This is a genomic window from Pseudomonas sp. PHC1, assembly GCF_046487845.1.
Lineage (GTDB): Bacteria > Pseudomonadota > Gammaproteobacteria > Pseudomonadales > Pseudomonadaceae > Aquipseudomonas > Aquipseudomonas sputi.
In genome coordinates this window covers 29,258-52,379 of the sequence record NZ_JBJXHJ010000021.1, presented here as the reverse complement: position 1 = coordinate 52,379, position 23,122 = coordinate 29,258, and the positions used below count along the sequence as shown (strand labels likewise).

At 60.6% G+C, this 23,122-nt stretch carries 22 protein-coding genes; 6 read left to right on the top strand and 16 right to left on the bottom strand.

Annotation, left to right across the window (positions count from 1 at the left end):
* Nucleotides 1–73: 73 nt before the first annotated feature.
* Both ACKJSM_RS22515 and ACKJSM_RS22510 read right to left on the bottom strand, forming a co-directional pair.
* On the bottom strand, nt 74–1,117 hold the full coding sequence (locus tag ACKJSM_RS22515) for an LLM class flavin-dependent oxidoreductase (protein ID WP_236197008.1): 1,044 nt from the start codon (nt 1,115–1,117) through the stop codon (nt 74–76).
* Between the two features lie 67 nt (nt 1,118–1,184).
* Complete coding sequence (locus ACKJSM_RS22510) at nt 1,185–1,670, bottom strand: flavin reductase family protein (protein WP_007950450.1); 486 nt, start codon at nt 1,668–1,670, stop codon at nt 1,185–1,187.
* Between the two features lie 325 nt (nt 1,671–1,995).
* Here ACKJSM_RS22510 and ACKJSM_RS22505 point away from each other — a divergent pair, with 325 nt between their 5' ends.
* The gene (locus tag ACKJSM_RS22505) at nt 1,996–3,402 is read left to right on the top strand and encodes a purine-cytosine permease family protein (protein WP_410238898.1); all 1,407 of its coding nucleotides are present in this window, start codon (nt 1,996–1,998) and stop codon (nt 3,400–3,402) included.
* Between the two features lie 252 nt (nt 3,403–3,654).
* On the top strand, nt 3,655–4,755 hold the full coding sequence (locus ACKJSM_RS22500; protein ID WP_410238897.1) for a polyamine ABC transporter substrate-binding protein: 1,101 nt from the start codon (nt 3,655–3,657) through the stop codon (nt 4,753–4,755).
* 41 nt (nt 4,756–4,796) lie between these two features.
* Here the strand turns inward: ACKJSM_RS22500 and ACKJSM_RS22495 are convergent, their stop codons facing one another.
* From ACKJSM_RS22495 to ACKJSM_RS22480, 4 genes are all read right to left on the bottom strand, one after another.
* A complete protein-coding gene (locus tag ACKJSM_RS22495; RefSeq protein WP_410238896.1) occupies nt 4,797–5,774 on the bottom strand; it encodes a TerC family protein in 978 nt (325 codons plus the stop codon).
* 490 nt (nt 5,775–6,264) lie between these two features.
* Entirely contained in the window at nt 6,265–6,738 is a 474-nt protein-coding gene (locus ACKJSM_RS22490) for a hypothetical protein (protein ID WP_410238895.1), read from the bottom strand.
* 221 nt (nt 6,739–6,959) lie between these two features.
* Nucleotides 6,960–8,672, bottom strand: a complete 1,713-nt coding sequence (locus tag ACKJSM_RS22485) for an amidase (RefSeq protein WP_236182159.1) — start codon at nt 8,670–8,672, stop codon at nt 6,960–6,962.
* A gap of 138 nt (nt 8,673–8,810) precedes the next feature.
* The gene (locus tag ACKJSM_RS22480) at nt 8,811–9,599 is read right to left on the bottom strand and encodes an AraC family transcriptional regulator (protein WP_236182160.1); all 789 of its coding nucleotides are present in this window, start codon (nt 9,597–9,599) and stop codon (nt 8,811–8,813) included.
* Nucleotides 9,600–9,683: 84 nt separating this feature from the next.
* Between ACKJSM_RS22480 and ACKJSM_RS22475 the strand changes: the two genes are divergently transcribed.
* Nucleotides 9,684–10,682: a bile acid:sodium symporter family protein gene (locus ACKJSM_RS22475; protein ID WP_410238894.1), complete on the top strand. Its 999-nt coding sequence runs from the start codon at nt 9,684–9,686 to the stop codon at nt 10,680–10,682.
* Nucleotides 10,683–10,697: 15 nt separating this feature from the next.
* Here ACKJSM_RS22475 and ACKJSM_RS22470 read toward each other — a convergent pair whose 3' ends face one another.
* Nucleotides 10,698–11,303, bottom strand: coding sequence for a LuxR C-terminal-related transcriptional regulator (locus tag ACKJSM_RS22470; RefSeq protein WP_410238892.1), 606 nt, complete (start codon nt 11,301–11,303; stop codon nt 10,698–10,700).
* Between the two features lie 112 nt (nt 11,304–11,415).
* On the opposite strand from ACKJSM_RS22470, the gene ACKJSM_RS22465 reads away from it, so the two are divergent.
* The gene (locus tag ACKJSM_RS22465; RefSeq protein WP_410238891.1) at nt 11,416–13,053 is read left to right on the top strand and encodes a hybrid sensor histidine kinase/response regulator; all 1,638 of its coding nucleotides are present in this window, start codon (nt 11,416–11,418) and stop codon (nt 13,051–13,053) included.
* Here ACKJSM_RS22465 and yecR read toward each other — a convergent pair.
* The 5 genes from yecR to ACKJSM_RS22440 form a co-directional block, all read right to left on the bottom strand.
* Complete coding sequence (gene yecR / locus ACKJSM_RS22460) at nt 13,025–13,333, bottom strand: YecR family lipoprotein (RefSeq protein ID WP_011334629.1); 309 nt, start codon at nt 13,331–13,333, stop codon at nt 13,025–13,027. The two genes, ACKJSM_RS22465 and yecR, sit on opposite strands and share 29 nt — an antisense overlap.
* Before the next feature lie 60 nt (nt 13,334–13,393).
* On the bottom strand, nt 13,394–13,708 hold the full coding sequence (locus ACKJSM_RS22455; RefSeq protein ID WP_236182165.1) for a hypothetical protein: 315 nt from the start codon (nt 13,706–13,708) through the stop codon (nt 13,394–13,396).
* A 218-nt stretch (nt 13,709–13,926) separates the two neighbouring features.
* On the bottom strand, nt 13,927–14,349 hold the full coding sequence (locus ACKJSM_RS22450; RefSeq protein ID WP_410238889.1) for a hypothetical protein: 423 nt from the start codon (nt 14,347–14,349) through the stop codon (nt 13,927–13,929).
* Nucleotides 14,350–15,006: 657 nt separating this feature from the next.
* Nucleotides 15,007–16,185, bottom strand: a complete 1,179-nt coding sequence (locus ACKJSM_RS22445; protein ID WP_236182167.1) for a cystathionine gamma-synthase — start codon at nt 16,183–16,185, stop codon at nt 15,007–15,009.
* On the bottom strand, nt 16,182–17,558 hold the full coding sequence (locus ACKJSM_RS22440; protein ID WP_236182168.1) for a pyridoxal-phosphate dependent enzyme: 1,377 nt from the start codon (nt 17,556–17,558) through the stop codon (nt 16,182–16,184). Before ACKJSM_RS22440 ends, ACKJSM_RS22445 begins: the two co-directional genes overlap by 4 nt.
* A 433-nt stretch (nt 17,559–17,991) precedes the next feature.
* On the opposite strand from ACKJSM_RS22440, the gene ACKJSM_RS22435 reads away from it, so the two are divergent.
* Together ACKJSM_RS22435 and map are read left to right on the top strand one after the other, a co-directional pair.
* The gene (locus tag ACKJSM_RS22435; protein WP_236182169.1) at nt 17,992–18,252 is read left to right on the top strand and encodes a ParD-like family protein; all 261 of its coding nucleotides are present in this window, start codon (nt 17,992–17,994) and stop codon (nt 18,250–18,252) included.
* Entirely contained in the window at nt 18,249–19,040 is a 792-nt protein-coding gene (gene map / locus ACKJSM_RS22430) for a type I methionyl aminopeptidase (protein WP_410238887.1), read from the top strand. The genes ACKJSM_RS22435 and map overlap by 4 nt, the downstream gene beginning before the upstream one ends.
* An 80-nt stretch (nt 19,041–19,120) precedes the next feature.
* Here the strand turns inward: map and ACKJSM_RS22425 are convergent, their stop codons facing one another.
* From ACKJSM_RS22425 to ACKJSM_RS22410, 4 genes are read right to left on the bottom strand one after another with little or no spacing between them, the layout of a single operon-like run.
* A complete protein-coding gene (locus ACKJSM_RS22425) occupies nt 19,121–20,275 on the bottom strand; it encodes an ABC transporter ATP-binding protein (protein WP_410238885.1) in 1,155 nt (384 codons plus the stop codon).
* Between the two features lie 17 nt (nt 20,276–20,292).
* The gene (locus tag ACKJSM_RS22420) at nt 20,293–21,102 is read right to left on the bottom strand and encodes an ABC transporter permease (protein WP_410238884.1); all 810 of its coding nucleotides are present in this window, start codon (nt 21,100–21,102) and stop codon (nt 20,293–20,295) included.
* 6 nt (nt 21,103–21,108) lie between these two features.
* A complete protein-coding gene (locus tag ACKJSM_RS22415) occupies nt 21,109–22,056 on the bottom strand; it encodes an ABC transporter permease (RefSeq protein ID WP_410238954.1) in 948 nt (315 codons plus the stop codon).
* The gene (locus ACKJSM_RS22410; protein ID WP_210710399.1) at nt 22,053–23,078 is read right to left on the bottom strand and encodes an ABC transporter substrate-binding protein; all 1,026 of its coding nucleotides are present in this window, start codon (nt 23,076–23,078) and stop codon (nt 22,053–22,055) included. The genes ACKJSM_RS22415 and ACKJSM_RS22410 overlap by 4 nt, the downstream gene beginning before the upstream one ends.
* Between the last annotated feature and the right edge of the window lie 44 nt (nt 23,079–23,122).

The window sequence follows — 23,122 nt, the reverse complement described above, 5'->3', positions numbered from 1 at the left end:
CCTCCCAGAGCTGAAACCCCAAATGAAAACGCCCCGAGCTGTTCGGGGCGTTTTTGTATGCCGGGCGGCAGGTTTATCTGAACGCCGGCACCACATGCTTGATAAACAACTCCAGCGACTTCTTCTTCTGCGCATGCGGCAAGCTGTTGTCACACCAGAAGCTGAACTCATCCACCCCCAGTTCCTGGTAGTACTTGATCCGCGGAATGATCTCTTCGGGTGTGCCGATCATCGCGGTCTTGTGCAGGCTCTCCAGCTCAAACTCCGGCCGCCCGGCAAACTTCTCTTCCGGGCTCGGGGCGAGGAAGCCGTTCACCGGCACTTCTTTGTTGCCGAACCACGCATCGAACGTGCGATAGAAACGTGAGATGGCTTTCGCGCCTACCTTCCAGCCTTCCGGGTCATCCGCTGAATGCACGTGGGTATGACGCAGCACCATCAATTGTGGACGCGGCACATCCGGGTTGTTGTCCAGCGCAGTCTGGAACTTGTTCTTCAGGTCGAGGACTTCTTCGTCGCCCTTCATCAGCGGCGTGACCATCACGTTGCAACCGTTGGCAACGGCGAAGTTGTGCGAGTCCGGGTCGCGGGCGGCGATCCACATTGGCGGGTTGGGCTTCTGGATCGGTTTCGGCACGCTGGTGGAGGTGGGGAATTTCCAGATCTCGCCGTTGTGGGCATAGTCGCCTTGCCACAGGGCGCGGACCACCGGGACCATTTCCCGTAGCGCCTGACCGCCGGATGAGGCGGGCATGCCGCCGGCCATGCGGTCGAATTCCACCTGATAGGCGCCACGCGCCAGGCCGACTTCCATCCGGCCATTGCTGATCACGTCGAGCAGGGCGCATTCACCGGCGACCCGTAGCGGATGCCAGAACGGCGCGATGATGGTGCCGGCGCCCAGATGAATGGTGGTGGTTTTGGCCGCGAGGTAGGCCAGCAGCGGCATCGGGCTCGGCGAGATGGTGTATTCCATCGCGTGGTGTTCGCCGATCCACACGGTGCTGAAACCACCGGCCTCGGCCATCAACGTCAGTTCGGTCAGGTCTTCGAACAGTTGACGGTGGCTGACGCTTTCGTCCCAGCGTTCCATGTGTACGAACAGGGAAAATTTCATGACGCTACCTCGAATCTCTTGTGGTCGGCCGGTCGCTTGCCGGCCTGTTTAAGTGCAATCGTGCGGATCAGGCGAAGGCGGGCAGGGCGCCCATCTTGCCGTGGCAGTACACCAGCGGGCCGGCGTCCTGCTGAGGGACGATGAGGTTTTTCACCGCGCCGACCATGATCGCGTGGTCGCCGCCTTCGTATTCGCGCCACAGCTCACATTCGATGATAGCTGTCGCGTTGGCCAGGATCGGGTTGCCCAGTTCGCTTAGCGTCCACTCGATGCCTTGCGCCTTGTCCTTGCCTTTGCGGGCGAAGGCGTAGGCTTCGCTTTGCTGACCGCCGGACAGGACGTGAATGGCAAAGCGTTTGTTCTTGATCAGGACAGGGTAGGAATCGGAACTGTAGTTGGGGCAGAACAGCACCAGGGCCGGATCCATCGACAGCGAACTGAATGCGCTGGCGGTCAGGCCGACGATCTGGCCGTCGTCATCCAGCGTGGTGATGACGGTAACGCCGGACGGGAACGAGCCCATGACTTGTTTGTAGACGGCAGCATCGATCATTGGTCAATCCTCGAGTGCGGTGAAGCGTGTTTTTATGTGTTTATGGGTCTGATGGTATACCGTAATACATCGATTGCAAGCGCTTTTTTGGTGAAACGATAAACGTGGTTCACTCGTCGGAAACTCAGCATTTACGGGGCTTTGCTCTAGCCGTGAACGCTGGCTATCAGGGAGGATGCCGGATCAGACACCGTCGCAAACAGCGGATCAGTCTTGTGAAAAAGTTGGAATACCATAATATGGTCTCCATCTGAGGGGCGGCCATGAAGCGCCCCCGGTTTGGCTTCATACAACGATAAGAACAGACCCAATCGAGTTCATTTTTATGTCCCAGATGTCCCGGCAAGATCCGTTGATCGAGAATCACACGGTCGACTACGTCCCACTCGCGGAACGCCACGGGAAGGCCCGCGACCTGTTCACGCTTTGGTTCAGCACCAACATTGCGCCACTGCCCATCGTCACCGGCGCCATGGTGGTTCAGGTGTTTCATCTCGACCTGTTATGGGGGTTGCTGGCGATTGCGCTGGGGCACATGATCGGCGGGGTGGTGATCGCCCTGGCGTCGGCGCAAGGCCCGCGCATGGGCATTCCGCAAATGGTGCAGAGTCGTGGACAGTTCGGGCGTTACGGCGCGCTGTTGATCGTGTTCTTCGCCGCGATCATCTATATCGGGTTCTTCATTTCCAACATCGTGCTGGCCGGCAAATCCATCGTCGGCATTGCCCCGTCGGTGCCGGCGCCGTTGAGCATCCTGATCGGCGCCCTCAGCGCCACGGCCATCGGCGTGATCGGCTACAACTTCATCCACACCCTCAATCGCATCGGCACCTGGGTGATGGGTAGCGCGTTGCTGGCCGGGTTCATCTACATCTTTGCCCATGAGTTGCCGGCGGACTTCTTTACCCGTGGCAGCTTCAACCTCTCCGGGTGGCTGGCGACAGTGTCGCTGGGGATCATCTGGCAGATCAGCTTTTCGCCGTATGTGTCTGACTATTCCCGTTATCTGCCGGCGGACATCGGTATCGGCAAGCCATTTATCGCGACTTATCTGGGCGCCACGCTGGGCACGATTCTGTCGTTCACGTTCGGCGCGGTGGCGGTACTGGCAACGCCGGAAGGCACCGAGGCGATGGCGGCGGTCAAGCAGTCCACCGGTTGGCTCGGGCCGATTCTGATGGTGCTGTTCCTGCTCAATATCATCAGCCACAACGCGCTGAATCTGTATGGCGCGGTGCTGTCGATCATCACCTCGATCCAGACCTTCGCCAGCCAGTGGACGCCAAGCATCAAGTTGCGGGTGATCTTGTCGAGCGTGGTGTTGGCGGGTTGCTGCGTGGTGGCGCTGGGGGCGTCGGCGGATTTCATTTCCGAGTTCATCGGATTGATTCTGGCGTTGCTGCTGGTGCTGGTGCCGTGGGCGTCGATCAACCTGATCGACTTCTATCTGATCAAGCGTGGCAGCTACGACATCGCCTCGATCTTCCGCGCCGACGGCGGGATTTATGGGCGCTTCAACTTGCACGCGATCATCGCCTATTTCATCGGCATCATCGTGCAGCTGCCGTTCGCCAACACATCGTTGTATGTCGGGCCGTATGCCAATCTGGTGGAAGGTGCGGATCTGTCGTGGCTGGTCGGCCTGATCGTCACATGCCCGTTGTATTACTGCTTGGCGACCCGTGGGCAGGCGCAGCAGAGCAGGGCGACGCGGTTGGGTTTTACCGACTGACCGTTCGCTGGCTGTCCAAACAATGCCCGGCACATCGTCGGGCATTGTTGTTTCCGCATCCCGGCGGTCACGCAAATTGGCCGTTTCGATCCCCTTTTGGCCAACCGGCTACTGTGCTGCGTCTACGCTGTCAGCAAGAATCGAAGCCACAACAAGACGCTGCATCTTACTTGCCCTTGGCTGACCTGACAGCCGCTGCCGTGTACAGAACATAAAAACCATCGACTCACGCTGCATTCGGGGAAACACAACATGGTCACGATGAAACGCATTCTGGGCGCTACTGTTTTCGGGCTGACGCTGCTGGCCAGCGCCGTACAGGCCGAACAGCGCGAACTGCGGGTGTACAACTGGGCGGATTACATCCTGCCGTCGGTGCCCAAGGACTTCGCCGCCAAAAGCAACATCAAAGTGACCTGGGACACCTTCGACACCAACGAATCCCTCGAAGCCAAACTGCTGACCGGCAACTCCGGCTATGACCTGGTGGTGCCGTCGAACCAGTTTCTCGATACTCAGATCAAGGCTGGCGTGTTCCAGAAACTCGATAAGTCCAAACTGCCTAACTGGAGTCACCAGGACCCGGCGCTGCTCAAGTTGCTCGACGCCAACGACCCGGGCAACCAGTACGGCGTGCCTTATATGGTCGGCACGGTGCTGATCGGCTTCAACCCGGCCAAGGTCAAGGCTGCCCTCGGCGAGAACGCGCCGGTGGACAGCTGGGATCTGGTGTTCAAACCGGAGAACATGGAAAAGCTGAAATCCTGCGGCGTGGCAATGCTCGATTCGCCGTCGGAAATCCTGCCGCTGGCTCTGCACTACCTGGGCCTCGATCCGAACAGCCAGAACCCGGCCGACTATGAGAAAGCCAAGGACCTGATGCTCAAGGTTCGCCCTTACGTCACCTACTTCAACTCGGCCAAGTACATGACCGACATCGCCAACGGCGACATCTGCGTGGCCATCGGTTATTCCGGCAGCTTCTACCAGTTCGGCAACCGCGCCAAAGAGGCAGGCAACGGCGTGGTGGTCGACTGGCGCTTGCCGAAGGAAGGTGCGCCGATCTGGTTCGATACTTTCGCGATTCCGAAGAGCGCGAAGAACGTTGAGGAGGCCCACGAGTTCCTCAACACCTTGCTCGATCCGACAGTCATCGCGTCGATCAGCGACTTCCTCGGCTACCCGAATGCCAACAAGGATTCGCTGCCGCTGATCAACAAGGACATCACCGGCAACCCGAACCTGACGCCGACCAGCGAAGCACTGAAGAAGCTTTACGTGGTGCAACCGTTGCCGCAGAAGCTGGAGCGGGTGCGGACGCGGGTGTGGACCAGCATCAAGTCGGATAAATAAGTTCAAGGCGAGGGAGCGAACCGCGTTTGCTCCCTCGGCCGTTATTTCGCCTGGTTCTCTTCAGGCGATTTGTCTTTCGTCAGGATCAGACTCAACAACACCGACGCCAGAATCAGCCCCCCGACAATCGCCAGCGACCACTCCACCGGCGTGTGAAACCACGGCATCACCGTCATTTTGCCGCCGATGAACACCAGCACCAGCGCCAGACCGTACTTGAGCAAATGAAAGCGGTCGGCCATGTCTGCCAGCAAAAAGTACAGCGCCCGCAGGCCCATGATCGCGAAGATGTTCGAGGTGAAGATGATGAACGGGTCGGTGGTCACCGCGAAGATCGCCGGGATGCTGTCGACCGCGAACATCAAGTCACTGGCCTCGATCAGCACCAGCACCAGAAACATCGGCGTGGCCCAGCGCACACCGTTCTGCCGCACAAAAAAGCGCTCGCCATGGAAGCTATGGGTGATGCGTAAATGTCCACGGGCCCAGCGCACAATCGGATTTCTTTCGAGATCTGGCTGCTGATCGGCGAACATCAACATCTTGATCCCGGTAATGATCAGGAATACACCGAACACGTACAGCAGCCAGGTGAACTGCGACACCAGCCATACGCCGGCGAAGATCATCGCCGCGCGCATCACAATCGCTCCCAGTACGCCGTACAGCAGCACCCGGCGCTGCAGTTCCGACGGCACGGCGAAATAGCTGAAGATCATCACGAAAATGAACATGTTGTCGATCGACAGCGACTGTTCGATCAGGTAGCCGGTGAGGAATTCCAGGGTCTTGACCTTGGCGATTTCCGGCCCGAATTCGCCGTTCAGATACCACCAGAGCAATCCGGCGAAAGCCATCGCCAGCATGCACCAGGCAATCACCCAGCCGGATGCCTCGCGCACCGAGACTCGATGCGCCTTGCGCCCACCGAGTACGAACAGATCGATCGCCAGCATGGCGAAGACAAAAACGATGAAGGCGACCCACATCCAGGGTTCGCCGATGTTGATGGGGTGCATGCCGTTCTCCCTGTCGTTATGTTTTTCGGGTAGACGGGGCCATGCTAGTAGGAGCCTTCCGACAAAGAAAAATCGTTTATTTCGTGGGTATTGTTCGTGAATAACGAAGTGTTGGATGTTTTGCGGGTTTTCTTCCGGCGCGCGGGATCGACTGTTCAGCAGTCCGCGACCGGCGTCCTTGCATGACTTTCGCGAGTTCGGCGTAGAAGGGTGGCGCGCCGTTTACACATCTCGGCCACTATGACCGGCTGCTGGATTTCAGTACGGCGGTGACGGGGCGTTTGTTCTTTGTGCGTTCGGCGGATTTGCTGGAGGGATTGGCGGAGTGGGAGCGAAAAAAGGTATTGATGTAAATCAGCGCGAGGTCACTCTCTCGATAATTCCTGAATCAAATTTAACTAAAAGCCCGCTGCATATTTAATGAATGAGTAAAGCAGCTTCCGAGATGCTTTATAAATATTGATAAAGCATCTCTCGAACGATTTTTCGATTATGGAGTTTCTGGCAAGTAAAGTTTTCCGTCTGTAATGGTGAATTTTACATCATTGATAACGATGTAGAATTCAAATTCCGCCGCAATGGTTTTGTTTGCGAGGTCGCGGAGGATTGTGATGGAGCCTTCACGTGAAATATGGGCTGTGAAGTCTCCAGAAACTACAATATATATTTTATCAGTATCATTGGAGACAGGGTGGGTGCCATTCGCAGTATCTTCGGGAAAAACGACCCCGATCTGGTTCTTGTTTCCATCAGGTAACACAATCCATCCCAATACGCTGATTTTGCCGGGAACCAGGGATTTATAGAGGAATCGGGTAGCGTCGAATGTCTCTCCTATGTCTGGATGAGCAGGTGTAAAACCTGCCTTGAAGTATAAAACCTTTGACGTGAATTCTTGCCCGGAAGATGTCTTTCCGAGGATTTTGTCGAGTTCAGGAGTGGCTATTAATTGGGTGTTGTCCATGAGGTTTTCAACCATTCGTCGAGTTGGAATTTAATATAATGGGCGTGCAAAATGCTTACCCGTTAAAGCTCGACGTTAGTGTTTTGTTTTATATGGCGCAACTGTCAGATTTGACAGTTGCGCTTTTTGTAGAGATGTGTGTTTTTCGTTGGTGAGTGTTCTTGGGTTAAGTACCTTGCGGCATTATTCAAGCTCAGAGGCGTCAGCGACCAATAGATATTTTACTGTTCAATGTGTAATGCCGGCGTACGAGGCGGGACTCGACGCTTTGATCCGGTCGCTTCAAACGCCGCCGCCAGCCGCAACAGCGCCGAGTCGTCATAAGCACGCCCGGCAAACGTCAGCCCGACCGGCATGCCGATATCCGCCATCACACCCATCGGCACGGTGACGGTCGGCACGCCGAGGTGGCGGATCGCGAGGTTGCCATTGGCGACCCAGATGCCGTTGCTCCAGGCGATGTCCGCCGAGGCCGGGTTGACGTCGGCGTCGGCCGGGCCCACGTCGGCATTGGTCGGGAACAGCACGGCATCCAGGCCGAGGCGATCCATCCAGTCTTCGAGGTCGAGCTTGCGGGTTTTCTCCAGGCCGCGCAGGCCGTCCGGCAGGGTCGGGATCTGATCCCACGGCGTGATGCCACGCTGGGCCATGCGCACGTATTCGTCCATGCCGGCAGCGAGGTCGCCTTCACGGTTGGGCAGGGTGCCCGGGTCGTGCGGGAAGATCTTCGGCCCGTCGACGTCTGCCAGACGGTTGAGTTTCGGATCACCGTTGGCACGCAGGAAATCATCGAACGCCCAGGCCGACAGGTCCCACAGTTCATGGTGCATGAACTCTTTGGAGACGATGCCGCGATTGAACACGGTCGGCGCGCCCGGACGATCACCTTCGCAGTTGGAGACCAGCGGAAAATCCACTTCGATCACTTCGGCACCGGCCGCTTCCAGGGCCTGGCGTGCCTGTTTCCACAGATCGATCACCGAGGCGCGGGTGTTGATACGTTGCCCGGTCGGGCCGCCGATGCCCGGCTCGTCGCTGGTGCCGGCCTCAGGGTCGGCGTTGATGTACATGCGCGGTACGCCCAGGCGTTTGCCGGCCAGGGCATCACTTTTCACCGCCAGATCGAGATAGGAAGCCGGGCGCACCGAGGCGACGCTCGGGATCGGCACCCAGGGTTGCAGGCGCCACAGGTCGCCACGGGGATCGGTGTCTTCGGCGACCACCACGTCGAGGACTTCCAGCAGGTCGGCCATGGTACGGGCGTAGGGCACCACCACGTCCATGGTCGGCGTCAGCGGCCAGTTGCCGCGTACCGAGATCACGCCGCGCGACGGCGTGTAGGCGCACAGGCCGTTGTTCGACGCCGGGCCGCGACCGCTCGACCAGGTTTCTTCCGCCAGACCGAAGGCCGAGAAACTGGCAGCGGTGGCAGTGCCGGCACCGTTGGACGAGCCGGAAGCAAACGGTGCAGTCAGATAATCAGCGTTATACGGGCTTTCAGCCCGGCCATAGACGCCGCGCTGCATTCCGCCATTGGCCATCGGCGGCATGTTGGTCTTGCCCAGGCAGATAGCGCCGCCCGCACGCAGGCGCTCGATGGTGAACGCATCGCGCTGGGCCACCAGATCGGCGAACGCCGGGCTGCCGGACGCGGCGGTCAGGCCTTTGACCAGATAGCTGTCCTTGGCGGTGTAGGGGATGCCGTCCAGCGGGCCAAGAGTTTCGCCTTTGGCACGGCGGGCATCGGAGGCCTGCGCTTCTTTCAGCGCGTCGGGGTTGCGCACGATCACTGCGTTCAGGGCAGTGGCGGTGTCCGGCCCGTCAAAGGCGTCGATGCGCGCCAGATAGGCCTGCACCAGTTCAACCGCCGTGGTCTGGCCGGATTCGAGCGCCGCGCGCAATTGGGCAATGGAAACTTCAGTGACTTCGATCATGCTGTTACCGCCGACAGGTTCGCTAAAGGGTGGTTGTTCATTGTTATCGTCGAAAGATGTCAAAGATTCTTGATGGACGAAACTCTACCCTGAAATGGACCCATTGGCATGCACAAAGTCGATAAATATCGGTTAATTTCATCGGAAAAACTCTCCAGGCGTCTCGCCGAACTGTTGGCGAAACGCCGCGATAAAGGCCGACGTCGAGTCATAACCACAGGCCAAAGCCACGTCGGTGACGCGTTCGCCGCGTTCCAGCGGCGTCAGCGCACCCAGCAGACGCAGGCGCTGACGCCAGGTGCGGAAGGTCAAACCGGTGTCGCGCAGGAACAGCCGAGTCAGCGTTTTCTCGGTTACGCCGAATTTTTCGCTCCAGTGCGCCAGGGTGGTCTGCTGTTCCGGATGTTGCTCCAGACTCTGGTAGATCTGGCGCAAGCGACTGTCCTGCGGCAGTGGCAGCATCAGATCGATGGGCTGTGCATCGGCCAGTTGATCGAGGATCACCTGAGCCAGACGCCCGTGCGGGCCGCTCTGGTCATATTCGACAGGAATCTGACTGAAGGCCCGAATCAGCTCACGCAAAAGATCACTGACGCCGAGCACATGACAACGCTCCGGCGCCCAGTTGGCGACGCTGCAATCGATATACAGGCTGCGCATTTCGGTGTGCGGCGAACTGAATACCCGATGCGGCACCCCCGCCGGAATCCACACCGCCCGCTCGGGCGGCGCAACGAAGCGACCGACGGCGGTCTGCACTTCGAGCACACCCTGGATCGCGTAGGACAACTGCACCCACGGATGACTGTGACGGCGGGTCAGCGCGCGATTGGGCAGCGATTCGGTGCGCCCGTAGAGCGGGCGCGGCAGGCTTGGAAGCCCGGGAATGCTGCGTCTGACGCTTTTGTCATGTCCTTTTGGCGGCATCTGTGGGTTCTTCGGCGTTAGTCGGTAATTTCCAGTCACGTTAGAGTCGCTGCCACGTACTGGCAACCCCCGGATGAGCAAACCATGACGCGCCCACGATTTTTGCCCGACAACTTCACCCTGACCCTGATCGGCGTGGTGCTGCTGGCCAGCTTCCTGCCCGCCAGCGGCCAGGTCGCGACCGGTTTCGGCTGGCTGACCAACATCGCCATCGCGCTGCTGTTTTTCCTGCACGGCGCCAAGCTGTCGCGGGAATCGATCATCGCCGGCGCCGGCCACTGGCGCCTGCATTTGCTGGTGTTCGGCCTGACCTTTGTCCTGTTCCCGCTACTGGGACTGGCGCTCAAGCCGCTGCTGTCGCCATTGATCGGCGATCAGCTGTACATGGGCATGCTTTACCTGTGTGCGCTGCCGGCCACGGTGCAATCGGCAATTGCCTTCACGTCGCTGGCGCGGGGCAATATTCCGGCGGCGATCTGCAGCGCGGCGGCGTCCAGTCTGTTCGGGATTTTCCTGACACCGCTGCTGGTGACGCTGCTGCTGAACGTTCACGGTGACGGCGGTTCGACCCTCGACGCCATCGTGAAAATCAGCGTGCAATTGCTGCTGCCGTTCATTGCCGGCCAGATCGCCCGCCGCTGGATCGGCGCCTGGGTCGGTCGCAACAAGAACTGGCTGAGATTCGTCGATCAGGGCTCGATTCTGCTGGTGGTTTACGGCGCGTTCAGCGAAGCCGTGAATGAGGGCATCTGGCACCAGATTCCGGTGAGCGACCTGCTGGGGCTGGTGGTGGTCTGCTGCATTCTGCTGACGCTGGTGCTGTTGGCGTCCACGCTGCTGGGCAGGGCGTTCGGTTTCAGTCAGGAGGATCGCATCACCATCCTGTTCTGCGGCTCGAAGAAAAGCCTGGCCACCGGTGTGCCGATGGCGCAGGTATTGTTCGCTGGGAGCACCATCGGCGTGCTGATTCTGCCGCTGATGCTGTTCCATCAGATTCAATTGATGGTTTGTGCGGTGCTGGCGCAACGCTATGCGAAACGCCAGGAATCGGTGCCTGAACTGATGGCGCAGGTTGATCCTTGATCTCGGCTTCCAGCGTTACCCCGCACCGGAATACTTGACTGCCGCCGCAGCGCGCGACGGCACGTTGAGCACCCGCAACAACGACGACACATGAATCCGCACCGTGAACGGCGATATATCCAGTTCGCGGGCGATTTCCTTGTTGGTCTTGCCCTGGGCGATCAGCCGCAGCACCTCTTGCTGACGCGGGGTGAGGGCGGTGCCGGTGTCCAGCGGCAGCAGGCCGGACGGGGCGAATTTCACCAGTACCTCACCTTCACGAATCGCGCGGATCGCCTGACCGATCTCGTCGGGGGCGATGTTCTTGCCGATAAAACCATCGATGCCGGCGGCCATGACCTCGCCGATCAGCGCTTCGTCATCGACCATCGACACCACGATCAGCGTGGTTCGCGGCAAACGCCGGCGCAGTTCTGCGAGCTGGCTGACACAGGTCAGGCCGGGAAAGCGCAGGTCGAGGATCAAGGTGTCGGGCTCGTCGCCGGACGGCAGCAGGGCGAGCACGCTGTCGAGGTCGCCGGCTTCTTCGATCAGGGCGTCGGGCAGCAAACGCTGGACGGTGCGCAGCAGCGCTTCGCGAAACAGCGGGTGATCGTCGGCTATGATGATTCGGCATGCCATGGCGTAACCCTCCCTGGGTCAGTATTGCTCACGGCATGCACCTTAGCACCGGGCGAAGGCATTGCCTGTTGATTCGTGCGTTATGACGACTGCCGCACAAGGACGTTCCCCCATGAAGTTCGAAAAGAACACCGAGCTCGATCAGGCCAATCTGCGCATCATCATCGCCAGTATTGCGTTGGTTTACATGGCCGTGCTCGGTTTCCTGCCGGGCCAGCGCTTCGATACTTATCTGCCGGTGGTCACCTACATTGCCCTGTTTCTGCTGGCCTCTGTCGTGCTACGTCAGGCCATCGTGCGCTGGCCGGGGCATTATCCGGCGCGGCGGATTTTCGGCATGCTCCACGATTACACCGGCACCAGTTTCGGGCTGGTGGTCGGCGGTGAAGCGGCGTTGCCCATCTATGCCGTCATGGTCTGGGTCAATCTCGGTAATGGCATGCGCTACGGCTCGCGCTACCTGGCGATCGCCACGGTGTTGGCGTTGCTGGCACTGCTGGCGGTTTATCGGTTGACGCCGTACTGGCAGGCGCAGCCGTTCATGGTGTTGATGCTGATGATCACCAGCACGGTGATTCCGGTGTATGCGCACCTGCTGCTGGAACGCACGCGCAAGGCATCTGAAGAAGCGGTCGCCGCCAATCTGGAGAAATCACGTTTCCTGGCCCAGGCCAGTCATGACCTGCGCCAGCCGATCCACTCCATCGGTCTGTTTACCGCGTGCCTGCGCGAGTCACGGCTGGGCGAGGAAGAGCGGCGGCTGGTGGACAGCATCGACCGTTCGCTGCTCAACGTGTCGCAGCTGTTTCGCTCGATTCTCGATCTCTACACCCTTGATAACGGGCGGATTCTGCCCCGGTTGCAGACGCTTGAACTGGGCGAGTGGCTGGCGGATCTGATCCGCCAGAATGCCGAAGCCGCACGCTGGGCAGGTGTGGAGTTGCGTCTGCGGCCTTGTGAACATTGGGTACGCACCGATCCGGCGTTGCTGGCAACCATGGTCCAGAACGTGCTTTCCAACTGCTTCAAATACGGCGCCCACCGGCCGGTGCTGATTGGTGTGCGCAAGCGCGGCGCGGGTTTGGCCATCGCGATCTATGACCGGGGCAGCGGCATCGCCGAAGAGCATTTGCCCAAGGTGTTCGAGGAGTTTTATCGGGTTCGCCAGTTGCGCGACAAAGACGTTGAAGGCGTGGGGCTGGGGCTGTCGATTGTCCGGCGCCTGGGGCAGTTGATCGGTGTTGACGTCACGATCCGCTCACGGCTTGGGCGTGGCACGGCGGTGACCTTGCATGGGCTGCCGCTGGCGCCGCCGCAGGTGCCGGTCAATCGTGAGGAGGCTCGTCTGGTCGGTCTACTGACGGGGTTGAAGGTGTGTCTGGTAGAGGATGATCGCAACGTTCTGTTGGCGACCTCGGCGTTGCTCGAGCGTTGGGGCTGCGTCGTGCAGGCTGAACTGAGCGGGCAGGGTCTGGTCACGGACTGCGACATCATCGTTGCCGACTATGACCTCGGTTCCCACAGTACCGGCATCGAATGCATCGACGAGGTTCGCCGTCAGCGCGGTTATGCGGTGCCGGCCATGATCATCACCGGGCACGACATCGAAAAAATTCAGGCGGCCCTGCACGATCGCCAGATCGCCATTCTGTCCAAGCCGGTCCGCCCGGCCGAGCTGCGCGCGACCTTGCGTGCGCTGCGCGACCGGCAGACCGAAGCGGTCAGCGCTTACACAGATAGTCTTGCGTGATGGTGGTTTGCAGGCAGTTGTACTGGCCCATGGTGCGGCAGATGTTTTTCTCCGAGCCCGACACTTCGGCGCTCTTGTAGCCCCAGACCTTGCAACGTCCTTCAGCCGCGGCCAACCCTTGAGCGGCGGAGGTTTGCCCGCTTTCGAACTGGCCCAGTTCATAGGAGACCTGGACAACGCCGTCGGTCTTGCTGCCGCCGGTGGCTTCCCATTGCTTGGGGGTGGCGCAACCGGTCAGAACGACGGCTGCGAGGCTGAGGGTGGCGATGAGTGTTTTCATGATTGAACGCAATCCTTTACCGGATGAGAAGAGGCGTTGGAACGGTTTTTCTGCGCCGGATTACTGGTACGGAATCGGCGATGCGCCTTTGGGCAGGCAGGACAGCGGAGGCGTCATGATGCCCATGCTGGCCACTGCGATGATCGCGCCGCTGGGCAGCTCGCAGTTGTATTCGCCAGCGGCGGTGTAGGCGGTGTAATAGGTCAGCGTGCTGTCGTTGCGGATGTTGCCGATCCTGGTGACCGGTTGGCCGATGACGGTCTGGGCACGTTCGCGCATGCTGTCTTCGGTGGGTTTGGCGGTCTGGCAACCGCTGGCGCCGAGGAGCAGGGCACCGAGAATCGAGATTCTGGCGAGGCTGAGCTGCAGTTTCATGGTGTTTCTTCCTTGGTGTTGTTGTTTTTCCAGGCACAACGATCCCGCGCACTGCACAGCGGCAATGTTGGGGAGCGTCGGGGGTTGCGAGGGAATATAACGCCAGGGAACGGGGTGGTCGATTAGCACAAATGTGCTAGTGCGGCGCAACCAGCGGTGGGCTGGTTGCGCCGATAGCGGTTATTGCGGGCTGTTGAACTGGTCGGAATAGCTGCCGCTCATGAGGGCGGAAGCCACCTGATCCGAACCGACGCCTGCGCGGGAATAGGCGAGCCGGCTGGCGCCGACCTTGTCTGCGCCATCGGCGGCGAGGGCGCCTGCGCCGACGTGATCGGAACCGTCAGAGGCAACGGCGCCAGCACCGACATGATCCGCCCCATCAGAAGCAACTGCTCTGGCGCCAACATGATCGGCACCGTCAGAGGCGACGGCGCCAGCACCGACATGATCCGCGCCATCAGAGGCGACGGCTCCGGCGCCAACATGATCGGCACCGTCAGAGGCGACGGCGCCAGCTCCGACGTGATCCGCGCCATCAGAAGCAACAGCCCCAGCACCGACATGATCCGCGCCGTCAGAGGCGACTGCTCCAGCGCCGACGTGATCCGCGCCGTCAGAAGCAACTGCTCCGGCGCCGACATGATCCGCCCCATCCGACGCCAATGCCTGTGCCTGCGCAGCCCAGACACTGGGCATTGCCACTGTTGCCGCAACTGCCAGGACAAGGCCCGGCCAAAGCGTGTACTTCATGATGTTCTCCACGCCCCATCAGCCACACAGCAACCGAGCTCTACCCGTCATTCGATCATTGACGGAAGGCTCGTCGGCCCGGGGTCAACCAGATTGGTGAGTGGCACGGGGGCACCGGAAGGTGCACGGGTGTCGACGGTTTACAGGAAATCCGCAAAGCGAGCTGAGAAGTATAGTTCGCCCTTGGCGGGAGGCGGGCCGAAGGGACGTGAAGGCGATAGTCGGTTAGCTTCCTTGCAGGCCTGCGTTAGAAAACAATCAGTCTAAAAACCGCGTAGCGCAATGCCGCGTGTTTGCTAGGCTCAAGAATGTAGGCGAAGACGCAGACTGATGCGCAAGCGGATAGCGAGGAAGCGTTGGGCGCGTTCCGAAGGGTACACGGTTAGAAAGAACCCCGCGCTGGGTTCCAGCCCTTATGCCGTGTGAAGCAGCAGAGCACATTGCCTGTACTGTGGGAGTCCTGAGAAACCTCGTAAGCCAGAGACCAGCACTGGCCGCCTACTCAAATACCAAAGCCCGCCTCGCGCGGGCTTTGACGTTTTCCGGCTTTAGATACTGGCCAACGCCTGCGCCAGGTCCGCACGCAAGTCCTCGATGTCCTCAACGCCCACCGACAGACGCACCAGGCTGTCACCGATGCCAAGTTTGGCGCGGGTTTCGGCCGGAATGGTTGCGTGAGTCATGATCGCCGGGTGCTCGATCAGACTTTCCACACCGCCAAGGCTTTCGGCCAAAGCGAAGATCTGCACGTTCTCCAGGAAGCGCCGGGCGCCCGCCAGATCACTGTTCAGATCCAGGGAAATCATCCCGCCGAAACCACGCATCTGCCGCTTGGCCAGTGCGTGCTGCGGGTGCGATTCCAGACCCGGGTAATAGACGTGTTTGACCTGCGGCTGTTGCTCCAGCCAGCGCGCCAGTTCCAGCGCGTTGCTGCAATGACGCTCCATACGCAGCGCCAGTGTCTTCACGCCGCGCAGGGTGAGGAACGCGTCGAACGGGCCGGAAATGGCGCCGACGGCGTTCTGCAGGAAGCCCAGGCGCTCGGCCAGCGCAGGATTGTCGCCCACTACCGCGATCCCGCCGATCACGTCGGAGTGACCGTTCAGGTACTTGGTGGTCGAGTGCAGCACGATGTCGAAGCCCAGTTCCAGAGGACGCTGAATCCATGGGCTGGCAAAGGTGTTGTCGGCCACGCAGATGATCCCGCGCGCCTTGCAGATGCGCGCAATGGCGGCGAGGTCGGACAGGCTCAGCAGCGGGTTGGTCGGGGTCTCGACCATGACCATGCGCGTGTCGTCCTGCAGCGACGCTTCGAAGGCCGACAGATCGGCCAGATCGACGTAGCTGAACCGATGCCCGGCACTGCGCTGGCGCACTTTGTCGAACAGGCGGAACGTGCCGCCGTACAGGTCATTGCCGGAGACGATGTGCGAGCCGGCGTCGAGCAGTTCGAGCACGGTGGAAATCGTCGCCAGCCCGGACGCGAAGGCGAACGCCTGGGTGCCGCCCTCCAGATCCGCCACGCAGCGCTCCAGGGCAAAACGCGTCGGGTTGTGCGAACGACCGTAGTCGAACCCCTTGTGCACGCCGGGGCTGTCTTGCAGGTAGGTGGAGTTGGCGTAGATCGGCGGCATCAGCGCGCCGGTGGTCGGGTCCGGCGTTTGCCCGGCGTGGATCACGCGGGTGGCGAAACCCTGTTGACGGGCGTTTTTGTCGTGCTGGCTCATGCCAGGGATCTCCGTAATTGATTGAGCATGTCGACGCGGGTGATCAGGCCGTGGAAGCCTGATGCGTCGGCGATGATGGCCACCAGGCCGCTGCTGAGCACGGCTTCCAGTTCAGCCAGCGTGGCGCCGGGGGCGAGGGTTTGCAACTTGTCGGTCATCGCGCTGGAGACCGCTTTGCTGAAGAGCGAGGCATCTTCATGCACGCGCACCAGAATGTCCGATTCGTCGATCACGCCGACCAGTTGTTTGCCATCCACCAGCACCGGCAGTTGTGAAACGTCGGCCAGGCGCATGCGCTGGAACGCGGTCATCAGCGTATCGTCCGGACCAACGCTGACGACTTTGCCGTCTTCGAAGCGTCGGGCAATCAGGTCGCGCAGGTCGCCGTAGCGCTTGCGCTGCAACAGGCCCTGATCGGTCATCCACTGATCGTTGTAAACCTTCGACAGGTAACGGGTGCCGGTGTCGCAGACGAAGCTGACCACACGTTTCGGCTCGGTCTGTTCGCGGCAGTAACGCAGTGCGGCGGCGAGCAGGGTGCCGGTGGACGAACCGCCGAGAATGCCCTCGGCTTTCAGCAATTGGCGCGCATGATCGAAGCTTTCTTCGTCGCTGATCGAGTAGGCGCTGCGCACGCTCGACAGGTCGGTGATCGACGGAATGAAGTCCTCGCCGATGCCTTCCACCGCCCACGAACCTGCGGTGCCGAGATGCTGGCTGCGGCTGTATTCAGCCATCACCGAACCGACCGGATCGGCCAGGACCATTTCCAGATCCGGTTGCACGCGCTTGAAGAAGCGGGTCAGGCCGGTCAACGTGCCGGCTGAACCGACCCCCACTACGATCGCGTCCAGGTCATGCTCGGTCTGGGCCCAGATTTCCGGTCCGGTGCTGCACTCGTGGGCCAGTGGGTTGGCGGGGTTGTTGAACTGGTCGGCGAAGAAGGCGCCGGGAATGTCCTTGGCCAGACGCGCAGCGACATCCTGGTAATACTCGGGATGACCCTTGCCGACATCGGAGCGGGTGATGTGCACTTCGGCGCCCATGGCCTTGAGGTGCAGGACTTTTTCGGTGGACATTTTGTCCGGCACCACCAGCACCACCCGGTAGCCCTTGGCGCGACCGACCAGGGCCAGGCCCAGACCGGTATTGCCGGCGGTGGCCTCGACAATCGTGCCACCGGGTTGCAGGCGACCGTCGCGTTCAGCAGCGTCGATCATGGCCAGACCGATACGGTCCTTGATCGAGCCGCCGGGGTTCTGTGATTCGAGTTTGAGAAACAGTGTGCAGGGGCCGGTATCGAAGCGGGTGACTTGTACCAGCGGTGTATTGCCGATCAGCCCAAGTACGGCAGGGCGTGAATCCTTTGACATCTCTTCACCTCTTTGTGGTGTTGATCGCGTTCCATTCGCGGGGAAAAAGCACGCGTGCAACATAGGCTCAGACCTGAGCTGTCGCAACCTTTAAACGGCCGGAAACACTGCCATTTCGATCTAACGATAGAACGAAATCAGCGAGGGGCAGGCAGTGATTTGCAGGGGTTTATACGCAGGCGTCATCGAGTATTGAAAGGGCGTCTTCAGCGTTACGAAGCGCTTGATCCGGTAGTAAAAATCTTGCAGCGAAAAATGCTGATTGATTGCTCGTCAGAATGTGAAATGCACACCGCCGCAAAGTCACGTCATACCAATCTCAGATGCCGGGCAGCTTTTTTTTGCCCGCGATTTACCGGGCACGCAACGTTTGCAATCCCGGACGATGCACGATTAATATACGATCCATATACACTTCGTATCGGATATTGCCATGGGCATCGTAAAGATTTCAGAGGACATGCACGAGAATCTGCGCATCTCCAGCAACGCACTCAGCCGCTCGATCAACGCGCAGGCCGAACACTGGATGCGCATCGGCATGCTCGCCGAGCTGTATCCCGACCTTGATCACCACGCCATTTGCCGATTGCTGATTCGCGCCGAGCAGTCGGGCGGTCTGGATCTGCAACACGTCTGCGCACTGGCGGATGCCGCGCAGAACGCCTCGGTCAAAGAGGCGGACAAGGCATGAGAAACCCGATCAAGATCAACACCCAGGCCGAAATCGCCCAATCCCGCGAGGCCGGAAGACTGGCCGCCGAGGTGCTGGCGATGCTGGTGCCGCACGTCAAGGCCGGGGTCACCACCGATCAGCTCGACCAGTTGTGCAACCACTACATCGTCAACGTGCAGAAGGCGATTCCAGCCAACGTTGGCTATCACGGCTTCCCGAAGACCGTTTGCGCGTCGGTCAACGAAGTGGTCTGCCATGGTATTCCGTCGAAGCGCGTGCTGAAGGACGGCGACATCGTCAACCTCGATATCGCGGTAATCAAGGACGGCTGGTTCGGCGACACCAGCCGCATGTACGTGGTCGGTGAACCGACGCCCGAGGCGCGACACCTGATCAAGACCACTTATGACGCCATGTGTGCCGGTATCCGCGTCGTGCGGCCGGGTGCCACGTTGGGCGACATCGGCCATGCGATTCAGAGCCTGGCGGAGAAGGAGGGCTTCAGCGTGGTGCGCGAGTACTGCGGTCACGGGATCGGCAAGGTTTATCACGATGAGCCGCAGGTGCTGCATTACGGTTATCCGCAGCAGGGGCTGAAGCTGAAGGCGGGGATGATCTTCACCATCGAACCGATGCTCAATGCCGGCAAGCGGCATGTGAAGAGCCTGGCGGATGGCTGGACGGTGGTGACCAAGGATCAGTCGTTGTCGGCGCAGTGGGAGCACATGGTGGCGGTGACAGAAGACGGGTTTGAAGTGTTGACGGCCTGGCCCGACGAAATTGATGGGTTTGCGCCGATCAGGTAGTCCGAGTCGCCTGCTGGCCCTCACTCCCGCCCTCTCCCGGAGAGAGAGGGCGGGGGCAGGATTTAACAAATGACGCGTTTTCAGTGAGCGCCGGCAGCTTTGTTCAAATCACTCTCGGCCCATTCGGTGTAGACGCAGGCATCCGCCGTCGCCCAGCGCACCCGAACCGGATCCCCGGCCTTCAACGGCATACCCGCCGCCGACAACGCCTTCACCGTCATCGAAGTCCCGCCTGACGTCACCACACTGCACGTCTGGCTCTCACCCAGAAACAGCACCTCGACCACCTTCGCCGACACCTCGTTCCAGCCCGCCGCCAACGGTTCATCGATCGCTTGCTGCACGCTCAGCGCCAACGCCTTTTCCGGGCGCACCATCAGCAGCACGTCCTGCCCGGTCTGCAATCCGGCAGTCAGGCGGATCGACAGCGACTGCCCCTCAAAACTCGCCGCCGCGTTGCCTTGTGCCTTGAGCTTGAGGAAATTCGAGTTGCCGAGGAACGACGCGACAAACGCATTCGGCGGATTCTGGTACAGGTCATAACCGCTGCCGAGCCCGACAATCTGGCCGTGGCTGAAAATCGCGATGCGCTGGGACAGGCGCATGGCTTCTTCCTGGTCGTGGGTCACGTAGACGATGGTGATGCCGAGGCGACGGTGCAGCTGGCGCAGTTCGTCCTGCAAGTCTTCACGCAGTTTCTTGTCCAGTGCGCCGAGGGGTTCATCCATCAGCAGAATGCGTGGCTCGTAAACCAGCGCCCGCGCAATGGCGACCCGTTGCTGTTGGCCGCCGGACAGTTGTGAAGGGCGGCGATGGGCGAACTGTTCGAGCTGCACCAGTTTCAGCATCGCATCGACCCGTTTGTCCCGTTCGGCCGCAGCGAGTTTGCGGATCGCCAGCGGGAACGCGATGTTGTCACGCACCGACAGATGCGGGAACAGCGAATAACGCTGGAACACCATGCCGATGTCGCGCTTGTGCGGCGGCACGTTCACCAGCGACTGGCCGTTGACCAGGATCTCGCCGCTGCTCGGGGTTTCGAAGCCGGCGAGCATCGACAGCGTGGTGCTTTTGCCCGAGCCGCTGGAGCCGAGAAAGGTCAGGAATTCGCCGTCCTTGATGTCCAGCGAGATGTTGTCCACGGCGGCGAAATCGCCGTAGTGCTTGTTCAGGTTGCGCAGGCTGACCAGGGGTTTGTCGTTCTGCTGGGATGCGTCTTTGATCACGGCACTCATGTCGTACTCCTGGGCGCTCAGGCGCGGATTTCGTTGCGCCGGCGCAGGGCGGCGGCGATCACCATGACCAATACCGACAGGCCGATCAGCAGCGTCGAGGCGACGGCAATCACGGGCGTCAGGTCCTGGCGCAGGGTGGTCCACATTTTCACGGGAAGGGTTTGCAGGGTCGGGCTGGCCATCATCACGCTGAGGACCACTTCGTCCCACGAAACCAGGAAGGCGAAGAGGGCGCCGGCCACCATCCCCGGACGAATCGCCGGGAAGGTCACCTTGAACACCGCCTGCACGCGTGACGCTCCGCAGATCACCGCCGCGTCTTCAATCGACTGATCGAACAGCTTCAGCGAGTTGATGATCGAGATGATGGTGAACGGCAGCGCGACGATCACATGGCTGACGACGAAGGCGAACATCGTCCCGGTGTAGCCGAGCTTGAGGAACAGCGCATACACCGCCACGGCGATGATCACCAGCGGCACGATCATCGGCAGGGTGAACAGGCCGTAGAGCATTTCCCGGCCGGGGAAGCGTCCGCGCACCAGCGCAAAGGCCGTCGGCAATCCGAGGGCGACGGCGCAGATCGTGGTCAGCACCGCGACCTTGAGGCTGGCCAGCGCTGCGCTCATCCAGTCGGCATTGGAGAAAAACTGCACGTACCATTTCAGCGTCCAGCCCGGTGGCGGGAACACCAGCCACTGGGACGAACCGAACGACAACAGGACGATGAACACGATCGGCAACAGCAGGAACAGACCGATCAGCCCGGTGGTGAAATACAGGCCGAAGCGCATCCGGCGACTCATGGCATTGGGCGTCAGGAGCATCTCGGCTTACCTCGCGTGACTGGCGCCAACCGGGGATTCCGGCTGCAGCTTCAGGTAGATGTAGAACAGCACCAGCGTGATGACGATCAGCAACGCGGCGCCGGCGCTGGCCAGGCCCCAGTTGAGGAACGACTGCACCTGCTGAATGATGAATTCCGGCAGCATCATGTTCTGCGCTCCGCCCAGCAGCGCCGGGGTGACGTAGTAACCGAGCGACATCACGAACACCATCAGCCCGCCGGACGCCAGCCCCGGCCGGCACAGCGGCAGGAACACCCGGAAGAAGTTGGTCCACGGGCTCGCGCCACAGATCGAACCGGCCTGCAGGATCATCGGGTCGATGGCCTGCATGGTCGCCTGCAACGGCAGCACGATGAACGGGATCATGATGTAGCTCATGCCGATCACCACGCCGGTCAGGTTGTGCACCATTTCCAGCGGTTGATCGATGATGCCCATGGCCATCAAGGCCTTGTTGATGACACCCGAAGCCTGCAACAGCACCAGCCACGAATAGGTGCGGGCGAGCAGGCTGGTCCACATCGAGAGCAGTACGATGTTGAGGATCCAGCGGCCCCAGCCGCGCGGCACCAGAGTGATCGCCCAGGCCAGCGGAAAGCCCAGCAACAGACTGAATACCGTCACCAGTCCCGCCACCGAAAAGGTGTTGAACAGCACCCGGGCGTAGGCCGAGTTGGCGAACAGTTGTTCATAGTTGCCGAGGCCCGGCACCGGCTCCAGCACGCCGCGCAGCAACAAACCAATCAGCGGGGCGAGAAAGAACAGGCCGAGGAACAGCAGCGCCGGCGCGAGATTGCCGGCGCCGCGCCAGCGTTGCTTGAGGGACGGGGCTTGCGCCATGGCACTCGCCTTTTTTCCTTCAGCCAGGCCGGCAGCGCTCGCGGCGCTCCCGGTGGCCGTGGAGGGACGGGACGCGGTGGCCGCCATTTTCATTTGACCAGCCATTCGTTCCACCGTGTCGCGATGGCCGGGCCGTTCTTGGCCCAGTACGCGAAATCAAGAGTGATCTGATCCTTAGCGTAGGCAGTCGGCAGGTTCGGGGCCAGCGTCGAGTCCAGACGCGCCACGCTGTCGACATTGACCGGGGCGTAGGCGGTCAGGTTGGAGAAGTCGGCCTGGCCCTTCGCGCTGCTGGCGCTGGCCAGGAACTTCATCGCCGCGTCCTTGTTTTTCGCGCCCTTTGGCACCACCAGAATGTCGGCCATGACCAGGTTCTGTTTCCAGCTCACGCCGACCGGCGCGCCGTCTTCCTGCAGGGCGTGAATCCGGCCGTTCCAGAACTGGCCCATGCTCGCTTCACCGGAGGCCAGCAGTTGCTGCGACTGCGCGCCGCCGCCCCACCAGACGATGTCTTTTTTGATGGTGTCGAGTTTCTTGAAGGCGCGATCCAGATCCAGCGGGTAGAGCTTGTCGGCTGCGACGCCGTCGGCGAGCAGGGCCAGTTCAAGCACGCCGGGGCTCGGCCATTTATAGAGAGCGCGTTTGCCGGGGAAGGTCTTGGTGTCGAACAGCGCGCTCCAGTCCTGCGGCTTGTTGGCGCCGAGCTTGCCCTCGTTGTAGCCGAGGACGAAGGAGAAGAAGAACGAACCGACGCCGTAGTCGCTGACGAAACGCGGGTCGATCTTGTCGCGCTGGATCTGTTTGAAATCGAGGGGTTCGAGCAGGCCTTCGGCGGCGGCGCGCAGGGCGAAGTCGGCTTCGACATCGACCACGTCCCATTGCACGTTGCCGCTTTCGACCATGGCCTTGAGTTTGCCGTAGTCGGTCGGGCCGTCCTGCACGACGGTGATGCCGCTGGCCTTGCTGAACGGATCGGCCCAGGCCTGTTTCTGCGCATCCTGGGTGCTACCGCCCCAGCTGACAAAGTTCACACTCTCGGCGGCCATCGCGGCCTGACCGGTCACGCTCAGCAGTCCCGCAAAAAAAATCGCGGTTGCAGCTTTGTTCAACACCATTTTTACGCCCTCATTGTTGTGTTTTTGAGCGGGCTTGCGTTGTT